Origin of the sequence: Gordonia sihwensis NBRC 108236, from assembly GCF_000333035.1 — a bacterium.
GTDB lineage: Bacteria > Actinomycetota > Actinomycetes > Mycobacteriales > Mycobacteriaceae > Gordonia > Gordonia sihwensis.
Map to the genome: position 1 here is coordinate 18,428 of NZ_BANU01000013.1, position 23,857 is coordinate 42,284.

General features: G+C 69.3%; 27 protein-coding genes. 23 read left to right on the forward strand and 4 right to left on the reverse strand.

Annotated elements, in window-relative coordinates:
• Positions 1 to 30 precede the first annotated feature (30 nt).
• Genes dapB through GSI01S_RS09015 form a run of 3 tightly spaced genes read left to right on the forward strand, consistent with a single transcriptional unit; the run spans position 31 to position 1,758 of the window.
• Positions 31 to 783, forward strand: a complete 753-nt coding sequence (dapB, locus tag GSI01S_RS09005) for a 4-hydroxy-tetrahydrodipicolinate reductase (RefSeq protein WP_006896232.1) — start codon at positions 31 to 33, stop codon at positions 781 to 783.
• Positions 784 to 789: 6 nt separating this feature from the next.
• Positions 790 to 1,278: a hypothetical protein gene (locus GSI01S_RS09010; RefSeq protein WP_006896233.1), complete on the forward strand. Its 489-nt coding sequence runs from the start codon at positions 790 to 792 to the stop codon at positions 1,276 to 1,278.
• Between the two features lie 27 nt (positions 1,279 to 1,305).
• Entirely contained in the window at positions 1,306 to 1,758 is a 453-nt protein-coding gene (locus GSI01S_RS09015; RefSeq protein WP_006896234.1) for a flavodoxin family protein, read from the forward strand.
• Between the two features lie 179 nt (positions 1,759 to 1,937).
• Here GSI01S_RS09015 and GSI01S_RS09020 read toward each other — a convergent pair whose 3' ends face one another.
• Positions 1,938 to 2,465 carry a hypothetical protein gene (locus GSI01S_RS09020; RefSeq protein WP_006896235.1) on the reverse strand — a complete coding sequence of 176 codons (528 nt, stop codon included), beginning with the start codon at positions 2,463 to 2,465 and terminating at the stop codon, positions 1,938 to 1,940.
• Between the two features lie 236 nt (positions 2,466 to 2,701).
• Here GSI01S_RS09020 and GSI01S_RS09025 point away from each other — a divergent pair, with 236 nt between their 5' ends.
• The 10 genes from GSI01S_RS09025 (at position 2,702) to GSI01S_RS09070 (ending at position 10,293) form a co-directional block, all read left to right on the forward strand.
• Entirely contained in the window at positions 2,702 to 3,508 is an 807-nt protein-coding gene (locus GSI01S_RS09025; protein WP_006896236.1) for a thymidylate synthase, read from the forward strand.
• Positions 3,509 to 3,541: 33 nt separating this feature from the next.
• Positions 3,542 to 4,030 (forward strand): dihydrofolate reductase, encoded by a 489-nt coding sequence (locus GSI01S_RS09030; RefSeq protein WP_006896237.1) that lies wholly within the window; start codon positions 3,542 to 3,544, stop codon positions 4,028 to 4,030.
• Positions 4,027 to 4,758: a class I SAM-dependent methyltransferase gene (locus GSI01S_RS09035; protein WP_006896238.1), complete on the forward strand. Its 732-nt coding sequence runs from the start codon at positions 4,027 to 4,029 to the stop codon at positions 4,756 to 4,758. The genes GSI01S_RS09030 and GSI01S_RS09035 overlap by 4 nt, the downstream gene beginning before the upstream one ends.
• Before the next feature lies 1 nt (position 4,759).
• Positions 4,760 to 5,173 (forward strand): helix-turn-helix domain-containing protein, encoded by a 414-nt coding sequence (locus tag GSI01S_RS09040; RefSeq protein ID WP_006896239.1) that lies wholly within the window; start codon positions 4,760 to 4,762, stop codon positions 5,171 to 5,173.
• A gap of 78 nt (positions 5,174 to 5,251) precedes the next feature.
• Positions 5,252 to 5,659, forward strand: coding sequence for a VOC family protein (locus tag GSI01S_RS09045; protein ID WP_006896240.1), 408 nt, complete (start codon positions 5,252 to 5,254; stop codon positions 5,657 to 5,659).
• Between the two features lie 32 nt (positions 5,660 to 5,691).
• Positions 5,692 to 6,039, forward strand: a complete 348-nt coding sequence (locus tag GSI01S_RS09050; protein ID WP_006896241.1) for a nitroreductase/quinone reductase family protein — start codon at positions 5,692 to 5,694, stop codon at positions 6,037 to 6,039.
• An 8-nt stretch (positions 6,040 to 6,047) separates the two neighbouring features.
• Entirely contained in the window at positions 6,048 to 7,277 is a 1,230-nt protein-coding gene (locus tag GSI01S_RS09055; protein ID WP_006896242.1) for a winged helix-turn-helix domain-containing protein, read from the forward strand.
• A 13-nt stretch (positions 7,278 to 7,290) separates the two neighbouring features.
• Positions 7,291 to 8,517, forward strand: coding sequence for a CaiB/BaiF CoA transferase family protein (locus GSI01S_RS09060; RefSeq protein ID WP_006896243.1), 1,227 nt, complete (start codon positions 7,291 to 7,293; stop codon positions 8,515 to 8,517).
• Positions 8,514 to 9,461 carry a hydroxymethylglutaryl-CoA lyase-like TIM-barrel protein gene (locus GSI01S_RS09065; protein WP_006896244.1) on the forward strand — a complete coding sequence of 316 codons (948 nt, stop codon included), beginning with the start codon at positions 8,514 to 8,516 and terminating at the stop codon, positions 9,459 to 9,461. The genes GSI01S_RS09060 and GSI01S_RS09065 overlap by 4 nt, the downstream gene beginning before the upstream one ends.
• Before the next feature lie 67 nt (positions 9,462 to 9,528).
• Positions 9,529 to 10,293, forward strand: a complete 765-nt coding sequence (locus tag GSI01S_RS09070) for an HAD-IIB family hydrolase (RefSeq protein WP_006896245.1) — start codon at positions 9,529 to 9,531, stop codon at positions 10,291 to 10,293.
• Positions 10,294 to 10,317: 24 nt separating this feature from the next.
• Here the strand turns inward: GSI01S_RS09070 and GSI01S_RS09075 are convergent, their stop codons facing one another.
• Complete coding sequence (locus tag GSI01S_RS09075) at positions 10,318 to 11,163, reverse strand: tyrosine-protein phosphatase (protein WP_006896246.1); 846 nt, start codon at positions 11,161 to 11,163, stop codon at positions 10,318 to 10,320.
• Positions 11,164 to 11,296: 133 nt separating this feature from the next.
• Between GSI01S_RS09075 and thyX the strand changes: the two genes are divergently transcribed.
• The 6 genes from thyX (at position 11,297) to GSI01S_RS09105 (ending at position 19,711) form a co-directional block, all read left to right on the forward strand.
• Complete coding sequence (gene thyX, locus GSI01S_RS09080) at positions 11,297 to 12,046, forward strand: FAD-dependent thymidylate synthase (protein WP_006896247.1); 750 nt, start codon at positions 11,297 to 11,299, stop codon at positions 12,044 to 12,046.
• Positions 12,047 to 12,084: 38 nt separating this feature from the next.
• Complete coding sequence (gene dapA, locus GSI01S_RS09085) at positions 12,085 to 12,990, forward strand: 4-hydroxy-tetrahydrodipicolinate synthase (protein WP_006896248.1); 906 nt, start codon at positions 12,085 to 12,087, stop codon at positions 12,988 to 12,990.
• Positions 12,990 to 14,891 (forward strand): ribonuclease J, encoded by a 1,902-nt coding sequence (locus tag GSI01S_RS09090; protein ID WP_006896249.1) that lies wholly within the window; start codon positions 12,990 to 12,992, stop codon positions 14,889 to 14,891. The genes dapA and GSI01S_RS09090 overlap by 1 nt, the downstream gene beginning before the upstream one ends.
• Positions 14,888 to 15,520 (forward strand): TIGR03085 family metal-binding protein, encoded by a 633-nt coding sequence (locus tag GSI01S_RS09095; protein WP_006896250.1) that lies wholly within the window; start codon positions 14,888 to 14,890, stop codon positions 15,518 to 15,520. Before GSI01S_RS09090 ends, GSI01S_RS09095 begins: the two co-directional genes overlap by 4 nt.
• 342 nt (positions 15,521 to 15,862) lie before the next feature.
• Positions 15,863 to 18,532, forward strand: coding sequence for an FtsK/SpoIIIE family DNA translocase (locus tag GSI01S_RS09100; RefSeq protein WP_006896252.1), 2,670 nt, complete (start codon positions 15,863 to 15,865; stop codon positions 18,530 to 18,532).
• A gap of 171 nt (positions 18,533 to 18,703) precedes the next feature.
• Positions 18,704 to 19,711 (forward strand): TerC family protein, encoded by a 1,008-nt coding sequence (locus GSI01S_RS09105; protein ID WP_006896253.1) that lies wholly within the window; start codon positions 18,704 to 18,706, stop codon positions 19,709 to 19,711.
• Here GSI01S_RS09105 and GSI01S_RS09110 read toward each other — a convergent pair.
• Both GSI01S_RS09110 and GSI01S_RS09115 read right to left on the reverse strand, forming a co-directional pair.
• A complete protein-coding gene (locus GSI01S_RS09110) occupies positions 19,705 to 19,986 on the reverse strand; it encodes a YciI family protein (RefSeq protein ID WP_006896254.1) in 282 nt (93 codons plus the stop codon). The genes GSI01S_RS09105 and GSI01S_RS09110 overlap by 7 nt on opposite strands.
• Before the next feature lie 22 nt (positions 19,987 to 20,008).
• The gene (locus tag GSI01S_RS09115) at positions 20,009 to 20,542 is read right to left on the reverse strand and encodes an amino-acid N-acetyltransferase (protein WP_006896255.1); all 534 of its coding nucleotides are present in this window, start codon (positions 20,540 to 20,542) and stop codon (positions 20,009 to 20,011) included.
• Positions 20,543 to 20,616: 74 nt separating this feature from the next.
• Here GSI01S_RS09115 and pgsA point away from each other — a divergent pair, with 74 nt between their 5' ends.
• The 4 genes from pgsA (at position 20,617) to GSI01S_RS09135 (ending at position 23,823) form a co-directional block, all read left to right on the forward strand.
• The gene (gene pgsA, locus GSI01S_RS09120) at positions 20,617 to 21,210 is read left to right on the forward strand and encodes a CDP-diacylglycerol--glycerol-3-phosphate 3-phosphatidyltransferase (RefSeq protein WP_006896256.1); all 594 of its coding nucleotides are present in this window, start codon (positions 20,617 to 20,619) and stop codon (positions 21,208 to 21,210) included.
• A 175-nt stretch (positions 21,211 to 21,385) separates the two neighbouring features.
• Positions 21,386 to 21,721 carry a helix-turn-helix domain-containing protein gene (locus tag GSI01S_RS09125; protein ID WP_006896257.1) on the forward strand — a complete coding sequence of 112 codons (336 nt, stop codon included), beginning with the start codon at positions 21,386 to 21,388 and terminating at the stop codon, positions 21,719 to 21,721.
• Between the two features lie 48 nt (positions 21,722 to 21,769).
• Positions 21,770 to 22,594: a PspA/IM30 family protein gene (locus GSI01S_RS09130; protein ID WP_006896258.1), complete on the forward strand. Its 825-nt coding sequence runs from the start codon at positions 21,770 to 21,772 to the stop codon at positions 22,592 to 22,594.
• Between the two features lie 50 nt (positions 22,595 to 22,644).
• A complete protein-coding gene (locus GSI01S_RS09135; protein ID WP_006896259.1) occupies positions 22,645 to 23,823 on the forward strand; it encodes a glycosyltransferase in 1,179 nt (392 codons plus the stop codon).
• Positions 23,824 to 23,857 lie beyond the last annotated feature (34 nt).

The following is a 23,857-nucleotide window of genomic DNA, read 5'->3' on the forward strand; positions in this document are numbered from 1 at the left end:
GGGTGGATTCACGAGACGAAAGGGTCCCTCATGGGCAACGGCATCCGCGTGGGTGTGCTGGGCAGTAACGGCAAGGTCGGCAAGGCGATCGTCGAAGGCGTCGAGGCGTCGGCGGAGACCGTGTTCACCGTGGGCGTCGACAAGGGCGATCCGCTCTCGGCTTTCGTCGACTCGCAGACCCGCGTCGTCGTCGATTTCACGCACCCGGACGTCGTGATGGACAACCTCGAGTTCCTCATCGAGAACGGCATCCACGCCGTCGTCGGCACCACCGGCTTCACCGCCGAGCGGCTCGACACCGTCCGCGGCTGGGTGGAGCAGAACCCCGGCGTCGGCGTGCTCATCGCTCCGAACTTCGCGATCGGTGCGGTGCTCTCGATGCACTTCGCGCAGCAGGCCGCGCGGTTCTTCGAGTCGGCGGAGGTGATCGAACTGCACCACCCGCACAAGGCCGACGCGCCGTCCGGCACCGCCGGGCGCACCGCGCAGCTCATCGCGACGGCGCGCGCGGAAGCCGGGCTCGGCGCGAGTCCGGACGCGACGTCGACCGGACTCGAGGGTGCCCGCGGCGCCGACGTCGACGGGGTCCGCGTGCATTCGGTGCGTCTGGCCGGTCTGGTCGCGCACCAGGAGGTGCTCTTCGGCACCCAGGGTGAGACCCTCACCATCCGTCACGACTCCATCGACCGGAACTCCTTCGTTCCCGGGGTGCTGCTGGGTGTCCGCGAGATCGTCGACCGTCCCGGGCTCACGGTGGGGCTCGAGACCTTCATGGATCTGTAGTCGTCGGTGGCTGCGAAGAAGAAGGCCGACGCCCGGCCGATCGTCGCGCTCATCGCCTTCCTGGTGGTCGCGCTCTGCGTGTACTTCGTCCTGCTGAGCCGGACCGCGATCGGCCTGATCTCCGACGGCGGTGTCGTCGGCATCGGGCTCGGCGTCGGTGTGATCGTGCTGCCGCTGCTCGGCGTCTGGATGGTGGTGTCGACGCTGCGGTCGGGGATCGAGCATCAGCGGATGGTGGCGGCCGCGCAGGATCTGGGGCGCGACCTCGACGTGGACGACCTGCCCCGGCGGCCCTCGGGGCGGATCGAGAAAAACGCCGCCCTGGAACTTTTCGAGCAGGTCAAGGTGGAATGGGAGGCCGACCCGTCCGACTGGGTGAGCACCTATCGCATCGCTCGCGCCTACGACTACGCGGGCGACCGCTCGCGGGCGCGCGAGATGATGCGGCGCGCCGCGGAGCAGTATCGGGCGGCGAAGGCCGAGCAGCGGTCGTGATCGCGCGATCGGGGGCATGATGGCGTCATGGCTCGATTGCTGATCGTTCACCACACGCCCTCGCCGCACTGCCAGGCGATGTTCGAGGCGGTGATCGCCGGCGCCACCGATCCCGAGATCGAGGGGGTCGAGGTGGTGCGCCGCGCGGCGCTGTCGGTATCCACGAGCGACTTCCTCGACGCCGACGGGTACGTGCTCGGCAGCCCGGCGAATCTCGGCTCCATTTCAGGTGCCCTCAAACACGCCTTCGATTGTTCGTACTACCAGATCCTCGACTCGACGCGGGGTCGCCCGTTCGGGCTGTACCTACACGGCAACGAGGGGACCGAAGGCGCGGAGAACATGATCGACCGCATCACCGCCGGACTCGGCTGGGAGAAGTCCGCCGAGTACGTCATCGCCGCGAACAAGCCGGACAAGGCGGTGCTTGAGGCGTGCTGGGATCTGGGGGCGACGGTCGCCGCCGGACTCATGGGATAGCACCAAGGTTTGCGTGAGGCACAGTCATACACAAGCGTGATGGAGGTTGTCGGACCCACCGCTGACGCCGGTGAACGGCAGGCTCACCTGGGGCTGCGCAGAGACGCCGAGGACCTGCCAGAACGGACTCCGACAGGGCTCGATGCGTAGTCGACCCGGCGGGTGCAGAGGCGGTCCGGTCAGGTGGACGTCTCGTTGATGCGAGTCCACGCTGCCTGCATCTCGGCGGTCACGTCGGTGCCGACCGAACGGACCCAGCGCAGGGTCGGCTGCCGCCCATTGACGTGGGCGACCACTTTGGTCTGCTCGATGTCGGCGGCGTCGACCTCACGCGCTTCGATCAGCTGGAAGTCGAGGTCGAACACCAGGAACACGGCGGTGGTGAAGTCAGTCGAACGGAACGCGCTGAACTTCGCTGCGGTGCCTGCGGATCGCACACCCATCGCCTTGACCTGGATGCGCTGCCCACCCGGCGCTGTGATGTCGTGGGACCTGGTACTGTTCGGCTCCAGCACACCGCCGCGTGCGGCATGGACCACCGCCTCGGCGACGTCGCCGAGCGGCTTGTTGCTGGTGCGTACGAGGCCGCGTCGACGTAGCTCAGCGATGATGGCGGCGTCGAGCCGGAGCAGGTCTTGCACTCCGAGGGCAGTCAGGTCGACGGGGCGACGATCGGTGTCCTTGCTGCTGGTGTAGTCCGTGAACACGTTGTCGAATCAAGTCCGTTCAGTCGGCAGGCCGAGTTCTGGTCGGCGGTCGCTCGCCGATCGACGACGGACGACCGACGGGCTCTTGCTCGTGCTGCACTTCTGTGCGCCATCCAGTTCTCGGATCAAGAATACGCAGTCGGAGAGTCGGAAGACGGCTCCGTGGATGGGTGAGCCGGAACCGCCGATCTCGCCGCTGCGACCGGGACCGGCGAACGCTCGCTAGACTCGACGGCGTGAGCGCGCCGATCCCGACCCCGTACGAGGACCTGCTGAGACTGGTGCTGGAGACCGGAACCCCGAAGGCCGACCGCACCGGGACCGGAACACGCAGCGTGTTCGGCCACCAGATGCGCTTCGACCTCGCGCAGGGCTTTCCTCTGATCACCACCAAGAAGGTGCATCTCAAGTCGATCATCTACGAACTCCTGTGGTTCCTGCGCGGCGACTCGAACGTCCGGTGGCTGCAGGAGCACGGGGTGAGCATCTGGGACGAGTGGGCGTCGCCGGACGGGGAGCTCGGCCCGGTCTACGGCGTGCAGTGGCGCAACTGGCCCACGCCGTCGGGTGAGCACGTCGACCAGATCGCCCTGGCGCTGGAGACGCTGACCACCGACCCCGACTCGCGGCGCAACATCGTATCCGCGTGGAACGTCGGAGAGATTCCGCAGATGGCGCTGCCGCCGTGCCACGCGTTCTTCCAGTTCTACGTCGCCGACGGGCGGCTGAGCTGCCAGCTGTACCAGCGCAGCGCCGACCTGTTCCTCGGCGTTCCGTTCAACATCGCGTCCTACGCCCTGCTCACGCACATGATGGCGCAGCAGGCCGAGCTGGAGGTCGGCGAGTTCGTGTGGACCGGCGGCGACTGCCACATCTACGACAACCACGTCGACCAGGTGCGCGAGCAGCTCTCGCGCGAACCGCTGCCGTATCCGACGCTCAAGTTGCGCAGGGCCGACTCGATCTTCGACTACCAGTACGACGACTTCGAGGTCGTGGGATACCGGTCGCATCCGGCGATCAAAGCGCCGGTCGCGGTCTGAGCCGGTGACACCCTCCTCGGGAACGGAGCGGACATGACAATCACCCTGGTGTGGGCGCAGGACCGCGCGGGAGCCATCGGCCGCGCCGGCGTGATCCCGTGGCGCGTCCCGGAGGACATGCGGCGCTTCAAGGAGATCACCGGCGGCTCGACCGTGATCATGGGTCGCAAGACCTGGGAGTCGTTGCCGACCGCGGTGCGTCCGCTGCCCGGGCGGCGCAACATCGTGATCACGCGGGCGCGCGACTACCGCGCCGACGGTGCCGAGATCGTCGCCGGCCTCGAGGCGGCGCTGGACGCGGCGGGCGAGGCGGCCGCGGTGATCGGCGGCGGGGAGATCTACGCCGCGGCCATCGACCGGGCCACACACCTGCGGGTCACCGAGATCGACGTGCTGGTGGACGGCGCCGACGCCTTCGCACCCGTCGTGGATCCCGACCGATGGGAGTCGGTGACCGTCGGCGAGTGGCTGTACTCGTCGACCGGCACGCTGTACCGGTTCATCGACTACCGGCGACGGTGAGGTGGTTCAGCGCGGGCGGTGACGACTACGCCCGCTATCGGCCGACGTACCCGGTCGCACTGGTCGACGCCCTCGCCTCGGCGGCGCCGGACACTCGCCGCGCGGTCGACGTCGGCTGCGGAACCGGCCAGCTCACCGCGCTGCTGGCCGAGCGCTTCACCGGCGTCGTCGGACTCGATCCGGCGGGCGAGCAGATAGCTCACGCGGTGACCGCGGGCAACATCGACTACCGCGTCTGTGCGGCCGAGCACCTCGCAGTCGAAGACCACACCGCGGACCTGGTCACGGCCGCGCAGGCCGCGCACTGGTTCGATCTGAGCGCGTTCTACGGCGAGGTGCGCCGGATCGCGGTCGACGACGCAGTGCTGGCCTTGATCACATACGGGGTCCTCGTGCTCGACGACGATCTGGCGGACCGGTTCGGGACGTTCTACCGCGAGGAGATCGGACCCTACTGGCCGTCCGAGCGCCGGCACGTCGACAACGGCTACGCCGAGCTGGAGTTCCCGTTCGAGCGTCTCGACACACCGGCGGTCACCATCGAACGATCGTGGACGCTCGAGGAGTTCGTCGGCTACCTCGGCACCTGGTCCGCGGTCCGCCGCGCCGGCGAGGCCGATGCCGGCGGGCTCGTCGACGCACTCGCCGCCGACCTCGCGCCGCGCTGGGGCGACGACCGCCGCGTCGTGCGATGGCCGGTGACGGTCATCGCCGGGAGGGTGCGCTGACATGCCCGGTCCGTCCACCCCGCAGTCTCCGGAGACGCTCGCCCACCTCCGTCGCGCTCGGGACCTGATGGATCGCGAATACGCCGAACCCCTCGACGTGCCGACGATGGCGCGCCGGGCGCTGATGTCCACGGCGCATTTCAGCCGGGAGTTCAAGATCGCGTACGGCGAGACCCCGTACGGCTACCTGGTCACGAGGCGGGTGGAACGGGCGATGGCGCTGCTCCGGTCCGGTATGAGCGTCACCGATGCGTGCGTCGAGGTCGGGTTCACCTCGCTCGGCTCGTTCAGTTCCACGTTCCGGCGCCTGACGGGGGAGACGCCCAGCGCCTACCGGGCGCGCTCGCACGAGCCTCTCGAGGGGCTGCCGTCGTGTATGACCAAGATCCTCGCGCGTCCGATGCCGTTCGGCTGACGCCCCGAGGAGCACGGCCGTGGGAACCGAGCAGTTTTCGAGAAGCACGGCGACGGCGGGACCTCTAGCGTTGTCCGCATGACGAACATCGAACTGACCTACTGTCCCATCACCGTCGACGACATCGACGCCGCACTCGGCTTCTACCGCGACGCCCTCGGTCTGGAGGTGACGCGCGACGTCGCCAACGGCGACCACCACTGGGTCACCCTGCGCCTGCCCGATCAGCCGTCGGTCGAGGTGGTGCTGTCGCAGCCCGGAGGCGGCCGCTCGCCCGAGGACGCCGAGGCGATCCACCGTCTCGTCGCCAAGGGCATGATGCCGCCGATCGTGTTCCGCTCCGACGATCTCGATGCGATCTTCGAGAAGGTCTCCGCGTCCGGAGCCGAAGTGCTCCAGGAGCCGATCGATCAGCCGTGGGGGCCGCGGGACTGTGCGTTCCGCGACCCCGCCGGGAACATGGTCCGCATCAACGCCGCCGGCTGACGCGCGGGCGCGGCGCGGATAGGCTCGTCGAGATGAACACGTTTCAGCGAGTCGCGCACGGTGTCAACAGGCTGGTGGCCCCGATTCTGAGGGCGCCCGTGGTCGGTGGGATGCTGTCGAGATCGATGACCGAGATCACCTACACCGGCCGGCGGAGTGGGAAGCAGTTCTCGCTGCCGGTCGCATACCGCCGCCGCGGCGCCGACGAGGTGATCGTCGGCGTCGCGATGCCGGACAAGAAGAACTGGTGGCGCAACTTCGATCCCGGACCGGCGCCGATCGGGATCCGGCTCGAGGGCGTCGACCGCACCGGCACGGCTGTCGCGAAGTCCACGGACGAGGGCACCGCGGTGTACATCACCCTCGACGCCGTACACTGATGACGGCGATGCGCGCCGAACTCTCGGTGGCGCAGGCCCGCCGCATCGCCCTTGCGGCGCAGGGATTCGCGGATCCGCCGCCGGCGGGCGAGCCGACCCGTAGACATCTGCGACGAGTGCTGAGCCGCACACGGCTGCTTCAGCTCGACTCGGTGAACGTCCTCGCGCGAGCGCACTACCTCCCCGCGTTCAGCCGGCTCGGAGCGTATCGTGACGGGCTTCTCGACGGCGCGGCCTGGCGCCCGAGGGCGCGGAGCCCGCGGCTGCTCGCCGAGTACTGGGCACACGAAGCGGCCCTGGTTCCGGTCGACGACTGGCCGCTGTTCGGCTGGCGGATGGACGAGTACCGCGACGGCCGCTACCGCCATACGCGAGAGGTGCTGCAGCGCAACAGGTCCCGTGCGGCCGACGTGCTCGCCGTGATCACCGATCAAGGTGCGATGACCCCGCGCGAGATCGAGGACGCGCTCGGCATCACGCGGGCTCCGGCCGAGCGCGGCTCCTGGTGGATGCGCGGTGAGGTGAAGCATCTGTGCGAGGCGATGTTCGCCGCCGGCTCGCTGTCGGCCGTGCGGAGCCCGCACTTCCACCGGCACTACGACCTCGCCGAGCGCATCGTCGGCGCCGAGCGCGTCGGTGTCACGGTCGGCCGGCGAGATGCGCACCGCGAGCTGGTGTCCCGCGCCGCGGCCGCGCACGGGGTCGCGACGGCGGCCGACCTGGCCGACTACTACCGCTTGCGGACCGCCGAGGTCCGCGATGTGCTGGGCGACCTCGTCGACGCCGGAGTGGTGGCGCAGGTGCGGGTCGACGGCTGGAGCGAGCCGGCCTATCTGCACCGCGACGCGCGGCTGCCGCGCCGAGTACCGCATTCGACGCTGCTGTCGCCCTTCGATCCGCTGGTGTTCTACCGCCCGCGCACCGAGCGGCTCTTCGGCTTCCGCTACCGGATCGAGATCTACGTACCCGAACACAAACGGGTGCACGGATACTACGTGCTGCCGTATCTTATGGACGAGGAACTGACGGCTCGCGTCGACCTCAAAGCCGACCGCGCCGCGGGAGTCCTCCGGGTGCTCTCGGCACACGCGGAGCCGGGCGCCGACACCGCGCGGGTCGCGCGGTCGCTGGCCGTCGACCTGGCGGCGCTGGCCGACTGGCGCGGCCTCGACCGGGTGGAGGTCACCGGACGCGGCGACCTCGGTCCCGCCTTGCGATCCGAAGCCGCCCCCGGCTAATAGGCTGGCAGGCGTGAACTCTCCACAACACCAGCGGAGGCTGCCGCTCGACGGGGTCCGGGTGCTCGAGCTCGGCAACTACATCGCGGCGCCGACCGCCGGGCGCATGCTGGCCGACTTCGGCGCCGAGGTCATCAAGATCGAACGTGAGACCGGCGACGAACTCCGCAACTGGCGCCTGTACGACGGCGAGACGTCGATGCTGTTCCGGACGATCAACCGGAACAAGAAGTCCGTGGTGCTCGACCTCAAGACCGAACAGGGGCGCGAGGACGTCAAAAGCCTTGCCGCGCACTGCGATGTGGTTCTCGAGAACTTCCGTCCCGGGACTCTGGAGCGATGGGGGCTGGGCCCCGAGGCGCTCAGCGAGGCGAACCCGGACCTGATCTTCGTCCGCATCTCCGCGTTCGGTCAGACCGGCCCCTATTCGGAAAGGCCGGGCTTCGCGGCGGTCGCCGAAGCCTACGGCGGGTTCCGCGAACTGGTCGGCGACCCCGATCGGCCGCCGGTGCGCGTCGGGGTCTCGATCGGGGATTCGATCGCTGGACTCTACGGAGCCTTCGGCGCCGTGATGGCGCTCTACGAGCGTCTGCGCAGGCGCGACGAGAACCGCGGCGGCGACGGTGAGCCCGGACTGCCGTTGGCCGATCGGATCGTCGACGTCGCCCTGAACGAGGCGATCTTCTCGATGATGGAGTCGCTGGTGCCCGACCTCGGGGCGTACGGGGTGAAGCGAGAACGGACCGGCGGACGCATGGAGGGCATCGCACCGTCGAACGGCTATCTCTGCCGGGACGGCAGTTCCGTCGTCATCTCGGGCAACGCGGATGCGATCTTCCCCCGCTACATGAGAGCGATCGGCCGCGACGATCTCGCCGACGACCCCGATCTGGCCACCAACGACGGCCGGTGGCGGCGGCGCGACGAGATCGACGCGGCGATCGGGGAGTGGACCGGCGCGAGGTCGCGCGACGAGGTGCTCGCCGTGCTCGACGACGCGGCCGTCCCCGCGGGCCCGATCTACACCGCCGCCGACATCGTCGCGGACGAGCAGTACCGCGCACGGAACATGATTCAGGAGTTCGACGTCGACGCCGGCGGCCCCGAGCCGCGCCGGGTCGCGTTCCCGGGCATCGTCCCGGTACTCGGCGAGACCTCGCTGCCGATCCGCTCGGTCGGCCCCGACCTGGGTGAGCACACCGACGAGATCCGCGCGCGTTTTCTGGGAGGACGGCGATGAGCGCGCAGTCGGCCTCCGGAGCCACGGACTATTCGCAGGTCGCCCTCCGGGACGTGACCCTGCGTGACGGACTGCAGCTCACCGGCAAGGTGCTCGACGTCGAAGTCCGCGTGGCACTGGCACGCACCCTGTTGGCGGCGGGTGTGCCCGAACTCGAGATCGGTTCGATGGCGCGACCCGATCTGGTTCCGCCGATGGCGGGCACCCTCGACATCGTCGCGCAACTGACGCCGGACGAACTCGACCGCTGCTGGGTGTGGGTCGCCACCCCGAGACACGTCGAGAAGGCCGCCGCGGCGGGCGTCCGGAACTTTCAGTACTGCCTGTCGGTGTCGGACGCGCACAACAAGGCGAACATCGGCCGGTCCGCCGAGGACAGCATCGCCGCCATGCCGCGAGCCGTCGCGGCGGCCAAGGAGGCGGGCGGCCGCATCCAACTCTGTCTGGCCACCGCGTTCACCTGCCCGTTCGACGGTCCGGTGGACCCGGATCGTGTCCGCGGCATCGTCGCCGACCCGCGCACGGCGGACGCCGACGACGTGGTGCTCGCCGACACGCTCGGCCAGGCCCACCCCGATCAGGTGCGCGACCTGTTCGCGACCGTCGGCGCGGGCGAACGCAGGCTCGTCTTCCACGGACACGACACCTGGGGGATGGGCGTCGCGAACTCGCTGGCCGCCGCCGACGGCGGCGCCCGACTGGTGGACGGTGCGCTCGGCGGACTCGGCGGCTGCCCGTTCGCTCCCGGCGCCAGCGGCAACACCGCGAGTGAGGACCTCCTCTTCGCCACTCGCCCCGGATACCTGACGCCGGCCGTGCTCGCGGACCTCGTCCGTGCGGGTGAACGGCTGCTCGCCGAACTCGGTGAACGGTCGCGGTCGAAGGCCGCGCAGGGAGCGCGGTCCAAGGCGCAGGCCTTCGACTGGGTCATCGCCGGGGACTGACCCGCACCGGCCCGGGACCGGCGCCCGGCTACACTTCTGCGCGCACACTTAACGGAAGGGTGGACACGTGTCCGTCACGCACAACGGCAAGACCTACCGACTCGTCATGTTCGATCTCGACGACACCCTGGCGCCGTCGAAGACCGCGATGAGCGACGAGATGGTCGGGCTGTTCCGGGAACTGCTCGCCGGAAGCATGGGCTGCATCATCTCCGGCGGTCAGTACGGGCAATTCCAGTCGCAGGTCCTCGACCGGCTCGGCGACGGCGTGGACCGCGGCAACCTGCACCTGATGCCCACCAACGGCACCCGCTACGTCCGGTGGTCCGGCCGGGATTGGGAGACGGTGTACGCCGAGGACCTCTCCGACCACCAGAAGGCCGAGGCCATGCGGGTGGTGGAGGCCGGCGCACGTGAGCTCGGGCTCTGGGAGGAGAAGACCTGGGGCCCGATCCTGGAGGACCGCGGCAGTCAGGTCACCTTCTCCGCGCTCGGCCAGTCCGCGCCGGTCGACGCGAAGGCGGCGTGGGATCCGGACGGGCGCAAGAAGGAGTCGCTGCGTGCGTACGCCGCCGAGCGGCTGCCCGACCTCGAGGTCCGCAGCGGCGGATCGACGTCGGTCGACATCACGGCGAAGGGGATCGACAAGGCCTACGGGGCGCGCCGTCTGATGGAGATCCTCGGCCTGGGCACCGACGACATCCTGTTCTTCGGCGACCGTCTCGACGAGGGCGGCAACGACCGTCCGGTGGCTGAACTCGGCATCGACGCGGTCGCCGTCCACGGCTGGCAGGACACCTACGCGAAGCTGGGCGCCATCGTCCGCGGCTGACGCGCCGCGCCGGCCACCGGGGCCTCAGCTCAGCAGGCTGCTCCGGAGCGAGTCGACGTCCTCATCCGTCAGGCGCAGCCCCTTGCGGAGGTAGCCGTCCATCGAGCCGTAGACGCGATCAGCGGCCGCGAAGGCCGAGTTCAGCATCGAGATGTCCACGCCGTTGATCGGGTCGGTGGCCGATGCACGCCGATAGTGGTTGGAGGCGAGATAGTCCGCCTCGATCGTCGCGCGGTCGACACCGAGGACGGTCAGCAGGACGGCCGCCACCCAGCCGGTGCGGTCCTTGCCCGCCGAACAGTGGAAAAGCGTGGTCCGGCCGGTCTTCGCCGTCTTCGCGATCTCGAGGACGGCCGTGCGGAGCTGAGCGCGCGCGTTGGCGTCGGTGACGAATTCCGGATACGCCGACGCGACGTCGATCAGACTCAGCGGCGACACCTGTCCGAGGACGTCCGCACTCACCTGGCGCGTGCCGGGCACGCGACGGTCGGGTTGGACTGCCCGCTCGATACCGGTCCGCAGATCGATCACCGTCGCCAGACCGCGGGCGCGCAGCGCTGAGATGTCGGATGCGGTGAGCCGCGAGAGATTGTCGCTCCGCAGCACGAGTCCGTTGACATGCCGACCGTCGGCGGCGCGATAGCCCTCGAGCGTCCTGGTGTTGATCGTCCCCTCCAGCCCGATCTCCCGTCCGGGCGTGATCGCCGAGTTCGTGACGGCGGCCGTGGCCACCGGTGATGCGGCGGCAGGTGCGGCCAGGGCCGGAGAGGAGGCCGTCGGAACGACCACGGTGACGGACAGGGCGGTGACGGACAGGGCGGCGGACAGGGCGAGGGCCGCGAGGCGACGGCGGCGGATCGAAGAGCTCACTGGACCGATGATGCACCACCGGCCCGGATGCCGCAGGACGAACCGGATGCGAGACAATCGAGGCTCGAGGCTGTCCGGGTGCCATGACCCGCAGAGCCCGTCATGAGCCGCTGCAGTGCCGAGGAGTTGCGACGTGTCCGAATTAGTGCCGCTGAAGGTCCAGCTGGTCGCGGCAACGCAGTTCATGCCGCCGGAGGTGGACTGGGATACCGACGCCGACGGTGGTGAGGCCCTCATCGAGTTCGCCGGTCGCGCCTGCTACGAGAGCTGGCACAAGCCGAATCCGCGCACCGCCACCAACGCCGGCTATCTGCGTCACGTCCTGGAGGTGGGCCACACGTCGTTGTTCGAACACGCCACGTGCACCTTCTACATCACCGGGATCTCCCGGTCGTGCACGCACGAGCTGATCCGTCATCGCCACTTCTCCTACTCGCAGCTCTCGCAGCGCTTCGTCCCCGAACACGATTCCAACGTGGTCGCGCCGCCGGCGATCCGCGGTGACGAGCGCCTCGAGGAGTTGTTCGTCGAAGCGACCGACGCGGCGCGGCGCGCCTATGCCGACCTCCTGGCCGAGCTCGAGGCCAAGTTCGCCGACGTCCCGAATGCGATCCTGCGGCACAAGCAGGCCCGACAGGCGGCCCGCTCGGTGCTGCCGAATGCGACGGAGACGCGGATCGTCGTGACCGGCAACTACCGGGCCTGGCGCCACTTCATCGGAATGCGGGCGACCGAGCACGCGGACGTCGAGATCCGCCAGCTGGCCGTGGAATGCCTGCGCCGGCTCCGCGAGGTGGCACCGACGGCGTTCGGGGACTTCGAAATCGGCGAACTCGCCGACGGAACCGAAGTCGCGACCTCGCCCTTCGTATTCGAGGGCTGAGCGCGGCGATCGGCCCGTCAGACGGTAGCCTGAGCGGCATGAACTCGGCTGACGCAGGAATTGCGGAACACCCGTTCGGGACGGTTTCGGTGGCAATGGTGACCCCCTTCACTCGGGAGGGGAAGGTCGATCTCGACAAAGCCGCGGAGCTGGCCGCTCACCTGGTCGACGGGGGCTGTGACGCCATCGTCGTGAACGGCACCACCGGTGAGTCGCCGACCACCACGGTGCAGGAGAAGAACGACCTTCTGCGGGTCGCGCTCGACGCGGTCGGCGACCGCGCGAAGGTCGTCCACGGGGCCGGCAGCTACGACACCGCCGAGTCGGCGCGGCGCGTCCGCGAAGCGGAGGAGATCGGCGCGGACGGCGTGCTGATCGTCACCCCGTATTACAGCAAGCCGCCCCAGTCGGGTGTCCTAGCACACTTCCGCACCATCGCCGACGCGTCGAGTCTGCCGGTGATGCTGTACGACATCCCGCCGCGGTCGGTGATCCCGATCGAGACCGAGACCATCCTGCGCCTCGCCGAGCACCCCAACATCAAAGCCGTCAAAGACGCCAAGGGCGATCTGCATGCGGCGTCGAAGATCCTGGCGGCCACCGACCTGGAGTACCTGTCCGGGGAGGACGCACTGAACCTGCCGTGGCTGTCGATCGGCGCCACCGGTTTCGTCAGCGTCATCGGCCATCTCGTGCCGGGCCGGCTCCGCGATCTGCGGGCCGCCGTGCTCGCCGGCGACCTCGCGCAGGCGCGCCGGCTCGCCGACTCGATGGCACCGCTGGTCGACGCGATGGGTCGGCTCGGCGGAGTGTGCATGGTCAAGACGGCCCTGCGCATCACCGGTCTGGAAGTGGGGGATCCGCGGTTGCCGCAGGTCGCGGCCGAACCCGCCCAGATCGAAGCACTCATCACGGATCTGCGCGCAGCCGAGGTGATCTCCTGATGGCCGACAACAGCAACAACACCGCCGGCGACAACAGCGGTAACGGCAACGCCGACGGGGGCGGCCGCAAGGGCGGCGGTCGTCGGCGGGCCTCACGCAAGGCGGGCCCGCCCGCCGACCACCCGAACAAGGCGCGGGCGGCCGATTCAGGCGCCGCGAAACTGCCTCCGCAGGTGGCCGCGGCCACCGGATCGAGCGTCACGGGCGACGTCATCGACCGGCTGCCCGCCCCGCCGAAGCTGCCCAAGGGCGGACTCCGCGTCGTCGCGCTCGGCGGCATCGGTGAGATCGGCCGCAACATGACCGTCTTCGAGTACGACGGCAAGCTGCTCGTCGTGGACTGCGGCGTGCTCTTCCCCGAGGACCAGCAGCCCGGCGTCGACCTGATCCTGCCCGACTTCGGCTACATCGAAGACCGCGTCGAGGACATCGAAGCAGTGGTCCTGACGCACGGCCACGAAGACCACATCGGCGCAGTGCCCTTCCTGCTCAAGCTCCGCGGCGACATCCCGATCGTCGGTTCCCGGTTCACGCTCGCACTGGTCGCGGCCAAGTGCCGCGAACACCGCCTGCGGCCGAAGCTGGTCCAGGTGGCCGAGGGCGATCGCCTCTCGCACGGCGGATTCGACTGCGAGTACTTCGCGGTGAACCACTCGATCCCCGACGCGCTCGCCGTCGCGATCCGTACACCGGCCGGTCTGGTCCTGCACACGGGCGACATCAAGCTCGATCAGCTGCCGCTGGACAACCGTCTCACCGACCTGGCCGGCTTCAGCAGACTCGGCGACGAGGGCGTCGACCTGTTCCTGGTGGACTCGACCAACGCCGAGGTCCCCGGTTTCGTCACCCCCGAGCGTGAGATCGGCGGCGTCCTCGACACCGTCATCGGCAAGGCCCGCCAGCGCGTGATCGTCGCCTCCTTCGCGAGCCACGTCCACCGGATCCAGCAGATCGTCGACGTGGCACACCGGCACGGTCGGCGCGTGACCTTCGTCGGCCGGTCGATGGTCCGGAACATGCAGATCGCGCAAGACCTCGGTTACCTCACGGTGCCGGACGGCGTGGTGGTGGACATGGACACCGCGGCCACCCTGCCCGACCACCGGCTGGTGCTCATCTCCACCGGCTCGCAGGGAGAGCCGCTCTCGGCCCTCTCGCGCATGGCTCGCGGTGAGCACCGCCAGATCAACATCCGCGCCGACGACCTCGTGGTCCTCGCGTCGTCGCTGATCCCGGGCAACGAGAACTCCGTGTTCGCCGTGGTGAACGGTCTCGCCAAGCGCGGCGCCACCGTGGTGACCCAGGCCAGCGCCAAGGTCCACGTCTCCGGCCATGCCTCCGCGGGCGAGTTGCTGTACCTCTACAACGCGGTGCGCCCGTCGAATGCCATGCCCGTGCACGGTGAATGGCGCCACCTGCGCGCCAATGCCGCGCTCGCCGAGGCCACAGGGGTTCCCGCCGACCGGATCGTCCTCGCCGAGGACGGAGTGGTCGTCGACCTGGTGGACGGACGCGCCAGGATCACCGGCCGCGTGCCGGTCGGATACGTCTACGTCGACGGACTCTCGGTCGGCGACGTCGGGGAATCGACGCTCTCGGACCGCCTCGTGCTCGGCGAAGGCGGCTTCATCTCCATCTCGGTGGCGGTGGACGCGTCGACGGGTGCCGCGGTGAGCAAGCCGACGGTGTCCGGCCGCGGCTTCTCCGACGATCCCGGCGCCCTGAACGACGCCGCCGAACTGGTGAACAAGGCGCTCGTCGAACTGGCCAACGAAGGGGTCACCGACACACACCGGATCGCTCAGGGCGTGCGGCGCGCGGTGGGTCGATGGGTGGCTGAGAAGTACCGGCGCCGGCCGATGATCGTCCCGACCGTCATCGCGGTGGGGGAGCGGCGGTGAATCTCGCCCGATCCGAGCGGGCGGCGCTCGTCGAGACGATGCGCCGGACGGGGCCCGACGCCCCCACGCTGTGTGCGGGCTGGGACAACCGTGATCTCGCGATCCACCTGATCCTGCGGGAACGCAGGCTCGATGCGACAGCGGGCATCTTCATCGGCCCGCTGGCCGGACACACCGCTGCCGTCGCCGACAGCTACGCCGACAAGCCCTGGGACGAGCTGCTGGCCATGTTGTCGGACGGGCCGCCCTGGTACTCGCCGTTCCGGGTGGCCGACCGCTTCCTCAACCTCGCCGAGATGTTCGTTCATCACGAGGACGTGCTGCGCGGGGGCGCCGATCCGGCCGGTCCGTTCCTGCCGCGGCAGGTGTCGCCGGATCTCGAGCGGGCTCTAGAGCTTCCGCTGCGGACGGTGGGACGCCGGATCATGGCGGGCTCTCCCGTGCGGGCCACCCTGCGCACCGGGGACGGTCGGGAGGTGATGAGCGTGGGCCGCGGCCAGCCGGTGGGAGTGTCCGGCTCGGTCGGGGAACTGCTGCTCTTCGCGTTCGGCCGTGCACCGGTCGACGTGGAGTTCTCCGGTTCTCCGGCAGCGATAGCGAGCCTGCGCAGTGCCCACCGGACGTTGTGAACCGGTCACGAAATCGACACGACCGTGATCTCTGCGGTGTTGCCAGTGTGACTGATGTGATTGGCGGGCATTAGGCTGGAGGCCATGGCTTCCAATGCATCAACGCGCAGCCGCTCATCCGAGACTTCGGGGAAGCCGAAGTCGTCGGCCGGCGGCCGGTCGCGCAGCGGCGCCTCACGTGGGGGGACTCGGGCCACGGCGACGGCACGGCCCAAGTCCGGACAGGGCGGCCGCGGCGGTGCGCGCAAGCCGCCCGCAGACCGGGCCGGAACCGCGCGCCGCCCGGCGCACTCGCAGGATCTCAAGCGCCGGCCGGCGGAACGGTCGTCGGTGGCGCGGGGGATGGGCCGGGCCGCAGCGGCGACCTGGAACCTCGCCGCACGCGGTCTGGGCGGCGTCGCACGCATCGGTGCTCACCGGGACGAGGCGCCGTCGCAGGGACGCGACAGCGCGGGTCTGGCTCTCACACTCGCCGCAGCGCTGGTCGCGCTCGGCGTCTGGTTCACCGCACTGGGGCCGGTCGGGGCATTCGTCGACACGCTCGTCCGGGCGGGTTTCGGCGCGCTCGCCTACGGCGTCCCCGTGTTCCTGGTCGCCGTCGCGGTGCTGGTGATGCGGTTTCCGGCCAACCCGGAGCGTCGTCTGCGCAATGTCGCGGGGACGTTGCTGATCGCAGTTCCGGTGCTCGCCCTCACGCACCTGATGCACGGCGCACCGACCGGCTACGACGCCCGCGCCCGATCGGCGGGCTTCGTCGGCTACGTACTGGGTTCGCCGCTGACGAACGCGGTCACGGTCTGGGTCACCGTCCCCCTGTTCCTGCTTCTGGCCGCCTTCGGCGTGCTCGCCCTCAGCGGACGGACACTGGGCGAGGTGGTCGCCGCCACGTCGGACTACCTGGGCCTGGGGGCGGAGTACGACTACGAGTACGACGACTACGGGCCCGACGACTACGGGCCCGACGACGAGTACGACGAGTACGGACCGGACGACTACGGCGACGAGCCGAAGCCGGATGCGGCGGACGAGCGCCGTGCCGATCCGGACGCGGCGATCGACTACGGCGACCCGTACCGGAACTACCCGCCCGATACGCGGCGCCGTCCCCGCTCCGGCGGTGCGTCGCCGCGCAGGCGCAGGACCGCCGGGCAGGACCGCGACTCGCACATGGCCGATCTGCTGACCGAGCCGTTGATCGACGCGCCGCTGCCGGCGTCCGCACGCCGGTCCGGGGCGGGGGAGCCTTCCTTCGACGTTCCCGTCGACGACAATCCGACCGCGCCGCTGGGCGACCTCAGCGATGTCCTCGGCGACGACGGTCTGGACGGCGGCGCTCTCGACTCCGGTGCTCTCGACAGCGATGCCTTCGACGCCGACGACCACGAGTCGTACGAGCCGACTCCCGCGGCGCGCCCGCGCCGCCGGCCGGCTCCCGCACCGGCGACCGCTCGCAAGCCGGTCACGACCGCTCCTCCCGCAGCGCCGTCGGGCGGTTCGTTCCTCGATCAGGACCCCGAATCGGGATATCTCCTGCCGCCGGCCGACCTGCTGGTGCAGGGCGAGCCCGCCAAGCTGGGGACCTCTGCCAACGACGAGATGATCGACCGCATCAACAGTGTGCTCGAGCAGTTCAAGGTCGATGCCGCGGTCACCGGATACACCCGGGGTCCGACGGTGACGCGGTACGAGGTGGAGCTGGGCCCGGCCGTCAAGGTCGAGAAGATCACCCAGTTGCAGCGCAATATCGCCTACGCCGTCGCCACCGACAACGTGCGTCTGCTGGCGCCGATCCCGGGCAAGTCGGCGGTCGGCATCGAGGTGCCGAACTCCGACCGTGAGATGGTGCGCCTCTCGGACGTCCTCGCGGCGCCGACGACGCGCAAGGAGAATCATCCGCTCGTCATCGGTCTCGGCAAAGACATCGAGGGCGACTTCGTGAGCGCCAACCTCGCGAAGATGCCGCATCTGCTGGTGGCGGGTTCCACCGGTTCGGGCAAGTCGAGCTTCGTGAACTCGATGCTCGTGTCGCTGCTGACCCGCGCCACACCCGAAGAGGTGCGGATGATCCTCATCGATCCGAAGATGGTGGAACTCACGCCGTACGAGGGCATTCCGCATCTGATCACACCGATCATCACCGAGCCGAAGAAGGCGGCGGCCGCGCTCGCCTGGCTGGTGGAGGAGATGGAGCAGCGCTACCAGGACATGAAGGCGTCCCGGGTGCGGCACATCAATGACTTCAACGCCAAGGTCCGATCGGGTGAGATCACCACTCCGCTCGGATCGGAGCGGGTGTACAAGCCGTACCCGTACATCGTCGCGATCGTCGACGAGCTCGCCGATCTGATGATGACGGCGCCGCGTGACGTGGAGGAGGCGATCGTCCGCATCACGCAGAAGGCGCGTGCCGCGGGCATCCACCTGGTCCTCGCCACGCAGCGACCGTCGGTGGACGTGGTCACCGGCCTGATCAAGACGAACGTCCCGAGCCGACTGGCCTTCGCCACCAGTTCGCTGACCGATTCCCGGGTGATCCTCGACCAGCCGGGGGCGGAGAAGCTGATCGGCATGGGCGACGGTCTGTTCCTCCCGATGGGTGCGAACAAGCCGATCCGCATGCAGGGCGCGTTCATCACCGACGAGGAGATCTCGGCCGTCGTCGAGTTCACCCGCGAGCAGTCCGAACCGGACTACACCGAAGGCGTCACGACGGCCAAGGCCGGCGAGAAGAAGGACATCGACGCCGACATCGGCAACGATCTCGACGATCTGCTGCAGGCCATCGAGCTCGTGGTGTCGAGCCAGTTCGGTTCGACGTCGATGCTCCAGCGGAAGCTGCGCGTCGGATTCGCCAAGGCAGGCCGGTTGATGGACCTGATGGAGACGCGCGGCATCGTCGGCCCCAGCGAGGGATCGAAGGCCCGCGAGGTCCTGGTCAAGCCCGAGGACCTCGCCGGTGTCATCGCCTCGATCACCGGGGGAGGCGGCGAGGACGCCGATCCGTTAAACTGACGGAGATCTTGGAGGGGAGTATCCCCGCCTCGCAGGCGTTCCCGTCAGTACGGAACGGTGGTGCGGCATCCGCGGATCGGATGCCGTGCACCGCTCCCGGGGCCGCCGCCGGCGCCGCCGGTGGGAGAGACCTCCAGCATCGTCGCTTCGTGCTACGTGTTGGAGGAATTCATGAATGCCACTGTCGTGACCTGGTTGGTCACCGGGGCGGTGATCCTGGGCCTGTTCGTCTTCGACTTCTTCGCCCACGTCCGTACCCCGCATGAGCCCACGCTCCGCGAGTCCGGATTCTGGTCGGCGGTCTACATCGGCATCGCCGTCCTGTTCGGCGGATTCGTCTGGTGGAAATGGGGCGGAACCTACGGCGGCGAGTACTTCGCCGGTTACGTCACCGAGAAGGCGCTCTCGGTCGACAACCTGTTCGTGTTCGTGGTCATCATGACGTCGTTCGCCGTACCGCGCGTCTACCAGCAGAAGGTGCTGCTCCTCGGCATCGTGATGGCGCTCGTCATGCGCGGCGCCTTCATCGCGGTCGGCGCCGCCGCCATCAACGCCTACAGCTGGGTGTTCTATCTGTTCGGGCTCATCCTGCTCGTGACGGCGGTGAAGCTGCTCAAGGAGAGCGACGAGCCCGCCGTGCACGAACGCGAGCGCGAGAGCCGCCTCGAACGGTTCGTCAAGAAGTGGTTCCGCGCCACCGACGTCTACGACGGTGACCGTCTCACCACCAAGATCGACGGCAAGCGCTACATCACCCCGCTGCTGGTGGTGCTGATCATCATCGGTTTCACCGACGTGCTGTTCGCCCTCGACTCCATTCCGGCGATCTACGGACTCACCCAGGAGCCGTACCTGGTGTTCACCGCCAACGCCTTCGCGCTGATGGGTCTGCGGCAGCTCTACTTCCTGCTCGGCGGCATGCTCGACAGGCTGATCTACCTCTCGTACGGTCTGTCGCTGATCCTGGCCTTCATCGGCGTGAAGCTGGTCCTGCACGCGCTCCACGAGAACACGCTGCCGTTCATCAACGGCGGCGAGTCCGTTCCGGTGCCGGAGATCGGCACTCCTCTGTCGCTGGGCATCATCGGCGGCACCCTGCTGGCGACCACGGTGGCCAGCCTGGTGGTCAGCCGCAAGCGCAGTCGCGACGCGGCCGACGTCCGACCCTCGCGTCAGTAGGGGCCGAAGACCTGCGTCAGCTCTTTGACGGAGACGGCGGCGACGGCCGACTCGCGCGCGAACGGGTCCTGCGCAAGCAGGTCGCGAGCGGCGTCGGCGTCGTCGGCCGTGATCATCAGGAGCGCGCCGCTGCCGTCGGAGTACGGACCCACGAACTGGAGACGGCCGGCCTCGTGCTGTGCACTCAGCCAGGTCCGGTGCTCGGGCCGGAACCGGTCCCGCACCGCCGCGGCCTCCGGGGCGTAGGTGTATTCGACGGCGAAGAAGCCGGCCATGTCCGATGTCCTTCCGTGGCGGTCACAGATGCGCGAGCATCCGGGTGTTTCCGAGGGTGTTGGGTTTGACGAAGCTGAGATCGAGGAACTCGGCGACACCTGTGTCGTACGACCGGCACATCTCCTCGAAGACCTCGCGGGAGACCGGGGTGCCGTCGATCTCCACGAAGCCGTGCCGGGAGAAGAACTGCGTCTCGAAGGTGAGGACGAAGACCCGCTCCAATTCGAGTTCGCGGGCCACATCCATCAACCGGTCGACGATCTTGTGCCCGATGCCGCGACCGGCGTGCGCGGTGTCGACGGCGACCGTGCGGACCTCGCCGAGGTCCGACCACATCACGTGCAGGGCGCCGCAACCGACCACCTCTCCGCCGTTTTCGGCGACCCAGAACTCCTGGACCGACTCGTAGAGGGTGACCAGGTTCTTGTCGAGCAGGATCTTGCCGGCGTAGATGTCGATCAGTTCCTTGATGCGGGGAACATCCGATGTCCGGGCACGGCGGACGAGGACCGATGAGGGCTCGCCGGTGCGGGAATCGGGTTGTTCGCTCAGCATGCCATCGAGAGTAGCCGCAGGTCCGAGCGCGCCCTTCGGGAGTCTGAGAAAAGCGTGACGTTAGGCTTGATCACGTGACTGAGCCTGTGCGCCGTGTGTTCGGCGAGGATGCGGCCCCGGTGCCCGTGGTGAACATCGCCAACGCACTGACGGTGTTCCGCATCGTCCTGGTCCCGGTGTTCGTGGTCCTGCTCTTCGTCGACGACGGGGAATCGGTGAGCTGGCGGATCGCGGCCTTCGTGGTCTTCGCGGTCGCCGCGTTCACCGACCAGCTCGACGGCCGCCTGGCGCGCGGCATGAACCTGGTCACCGACTTCGGGAAGATGGCCGATCCGATCGCGGACAAGGCGCTCATCGGCGCGGCACTGATCGGCCTGTCGATCCTGGCGGAGCTGCCCTGGTGGGTCACCGGGGTGATTCTGGCGCGGGAGATCGGAGTGACGCTGCTGCGCTTCTGGGTGCTGCGCCACGGAGTGATCCCGGCCAGCCGGGGCGGCAAGCTCAAGACCCTGCTTCAGTCGGTGGCGATCGGACTGTTCGTGCTGCCGCTCTCGGGAGCGTGGCACACCGCCGCGTGGGCGATCATGGCAGCCGCGCTGGTCGCGACGGTGGTCACCGGACTCGACTACGTCTGGCGGGCCGTCGTGCTGCGCCGCGGCGCGGAATAGACCAGGGGCCCACGGCGTTGAGATCCGAGTGTGCCGGGCGTGCGCGGGAGCGCCGCGGCGTGCGGTATGTCGGCGGCGGTCGGTCGGGAATTCGGCTAGGGTCGACGGCACAGGCTATTGATGGAATCGACGGCCCGACCCCCGGGCTCCTGGAGAATCGTGAGGAGGTCCGCGCGTGACTCTGCTCTTGCGTGAGGCGATCGGCGATGAGCTGCGCCGTGTTCGGAACGGTCAGGGACGCACATTGCGTGAAGTCTCGACCGACGCGAGGGTGTCGCTCGGTTACCTCTCCGAGGTCGAACGCGGGCAGAAGGAGGCCTCCAGCGAGCTGCTGGCGTCGATCTGCGAGGCGCTCGACGTGCCGATCGGCGAGGTGCTCTTCCAGGTCGCGGGCCTGATGCAGCCGGCGGGCCGGCCCGTCGGAGCGTCCGATAGCCTTGTCGAAGTCATTGCCCCCCAGGAAGATTCGGTGGACGACGCGGGTGTGCCCGCGGCACTTGCCGCCGCGTGATCGATCGAACGACGACGCGACCCGCGCAACGAGGAGTTTGGAAGACCGATGGCCAATCCGTTTGTGAAGTTCTGGAACTACATGATGGCGCTGGGCAATTCGAAGATCGACGAGCACGCCGATCCGAAGGTGCAGATCCAGCAGGCGATCGAGGACGCGCAGCGGCAGCACCAGGCGCTCTCCCAGCAGGCGGCGGCGGTCATCGGCAACCAGCGGCAGCTCGAGATGCGGCTCAACCGCCAGCTCGAGGAGATCGAGAAGCTGCAGGGCAATGCGCGCCAGGCGCTCACGCTCGCCGACCAGGCCGCGGCCGCCGGTGACAGTGCGAAGGTGGGCGAGTACACCAACGCCGCCGAGGCCTTCGCGGCGCAGCTGGTGACGGCCGAGCAGAACGTCGAAGACCTCAAGGTGCTGCACGATCAGTCTCTGCAGGCCGCAGCGCAGGCCAAGCAGGCCGTCGAGCGCAACGCCATGGCGCTGCAGCAGAAGCTCGCCGAACGCTCCAAGCTCCTGAGCCAGCTCGAACAGGCGAAGATGCAGGAGCAGGTCAGTGCTTCGCTGAACCAGATGAGCGAGCTCTCGGCTCCCGGCAACACGCCGAACCTCGAGCAGGTGCGCGACAAGATCGAGCGTCGCTACGCCAATGCCCTGGGGTCGGCCGAGCTCGCCAAGGGCACCGTCGCCGGACGCATGCAGGAGGTGGAGGCCGCGGGCGTCCAGCTCGCCGGCCACGCCCGGCTCGAGCAGATCCGGGCCAGCATGAACGGTGGATCGCTCGCGCCGGGGCAGACCGCCGGCGCACAGGGCGCCCCGGCGGGCCAGGTGGAGCAGGGCGGCGCTGCGCCCGCCCCGCAGACCCCGGAACAGAACTGAGCACCCTCGACAGTTCCGGCAGCCGTGACGACGGGTCCGAGACGGGCCCGTTGCGCATCGCGATCGTGGCCGGGTCCGACGCCGGACACGCATTTCCGGCGCTGGGCCTGGCCACATCGCTGCGTACGGCAGGCGACCGCGTGGTCGTCTACACCGGTGAGCGGTGGACCGCGGCGGCAGCGCGCCGGGGCCTCGAGGTGCGTCCGCTGCCGGGACTGGCGGCTCTGCCCGATGAGGACGATGACGATGCCGGAGCCAAACTGAGCGTACGGGCCGCGCGGATGGCGACGGCCCTGGCTCCGGAACTGGCGACCGGCGGATTCGACCTCGTCGTCAGCGACGTCATCACGGTGGCCGGGGCCTGGGCGGCCGAGCTGGTCGGTCTGCCCTGGATCGAGCTCTCGCCGCATCCGCTCTACGAGCAGTCGGCCGGCCTGCCGCCGATCGGCGCGGGACTGGCCGCCGGCGAGGGAATCGGCGGGCGGTTGCGCGACGCGCTCCTGCGTGCGAGCGCCGCACCCGCTGTGGCCAAGGGCCGTCGGCAGCGCCGCGGCGCCCGACGGAGCATCGGCCTCCCGGATGAGTCGACGCCCCTCGCACGATTCGTCGCGACCCTGCCCGGACTGGAGGTTCCCCGCCCGGACTGGCCTGAGCGCACCCACCTGATCGGACCGTTGCTGTTCGAACCGACCGACGACTGTTTCGTTCGGCCCGAGGGCGACGGCCCGCTCGTGGTGGTCGCGCCGTCCACGGCGGCCACGGGGGCGGGCGATCTCGGCGCCGCGGCACTGGCCGCGCTCGCCGACCTGCAGTCCACGCGACCGCTGCGGGTGGTGTACTCCGCCCTGCAGCCACCGCATGCCGAGGTGCTGCCCGACCGGCTGGTCGCGGCGACGGGCCGTCAGGACGAACTCCTCCCGGACGCCGACCTGGTGATCTGTGGCGGCGGTCACGGCATGCTCGCGAAGTCGCTGCTCGCGGGAGTGCCCGTGGTGACCGTGCCCGGCGGCGGTGATCAGTGGGAGCTCGCCAACCGGGTCGCGCGGATCGGCTGCGGACGGCTGGTGCGCCCGGCCACCACCGCCGCACTGGCGGAGGCGATCGCCGGAGTGCTGGACGATCGGCGTCACGCCGACGCCGCCCGGCGGGTCGCCGCCACCGTCTCGGGCGTCGTCGATCCGGTGCGGGTCGCGCACGCCGCGTATCGGCGATGGACCGGGCCGAGGTGAACACCTGCACGTCCGGACCGTCGGTGGCGGCGGT

Bases quoted from the DNA above. Each gene is read 5' to 3' on its own strand.
- dapB (WP_006896232.1), top strand. From the start codon at position 31: ATGGGCAACGGCATCCGCGTGGGTGTGCTGGGCAGTAACGGCAAGGTC.
- GSI01S_RS09015 (WP_006896234.1), top strand. From the start codon at position 1,306: ATGGCTCGATTGCTGATCGTTCACCACACGCCCTCGCCGCACTGCCAG.
- GSI01S_RS09030 (WP_006896237.1), top strand. From the start codon at position 3,542: ATGACAATCACCCTGGTGTGGGCGCAGGACCGCGCGGGAGCCATCGGC.
- GSI01S_RS09040 (WP_006896239.1), top strand. From the start codon at position 4,760: ATGCCCGGTCCGTCCACCCCGCAGTCTCCGGAGACGCTCGCCCACCTC.
- GSI01S_RS09045 (WP_006896240.1), top strand. From the start codon at position 5,252: ATGACGAACATCGAACTGACCTACTGTCCCATCACCGTCGACGACATC.
- GSI01S_RS09050 (WP_006896241.1), top strand. From the start codon at position 5,692: ATGAACACGTTTCAGCGAGTCGCGCACGGTGTCAACAGGCTGGTGGCC.
- GSI01S_RS09055 (WP_006896242.1), top strand. From the start codon at position 6,048: ATGCGCGCCGAACTCTCGGTGGCGCAGGCCCGCCGCATCGCCCTTGCG.
- GSI01S_RS09065 (WP_006896244.1), top strand. From the start codon at position 8,514: ATGAGCGCGCAGTCGGCCTCCGGAGCCACGGACTATTCGCAGGTCGCC.
- dapA (WP_006896248.1), top strand. From the start codon at position 12,085: ATGAACTCGGCTGACGCAGGAATTGCGGAACACCCGTTCGGGACGGTT.
- GSI01S_RS09090 (WP_006896249.1), top strand. From the start codon at position 12,990: ATGGCCGACAACAGCAACAACACCGCCGGCGACAACAGCGGTAACGGC.
- GSI01S_RS09100 (WP_006896252.1), top strand. From the start codon at position 15,863: ATGGGCCGGGCCGCAGCGGCGACCTGGAACCTCGCCGCACGCGGTCTG.
- GSI01S_RS09105 (WP_006896253.1), top strand. From the start codon at position 18,704: ATGAATGCCACTGTCGTGACCTGGTTGGTCACCGGGGCGGTGATCCTG.
- GSI01S_RS09110 (WP_006896254.1), bottom strand. From the start codon at position 19,986: ATGGCCGGCTTCTTCGCCGTCGAATACACCTACGCCCCGGAGGCCGCG.
- GSI01S_RS09115 (WP_006896255.1), bottom strand. From the start codon at position 20,542: ATGCTGAGCGAACAACCCGATTCCCGCACCGGCGAGCCCTCATCGGTC.
- GSI01S_RS09130 (WP_006896258.1), top strand. From the start codon at position 21,770: ATGGCCAATCCGTTTGTGAAGTTCTGGAACTACATGATGGCGCTGGGC.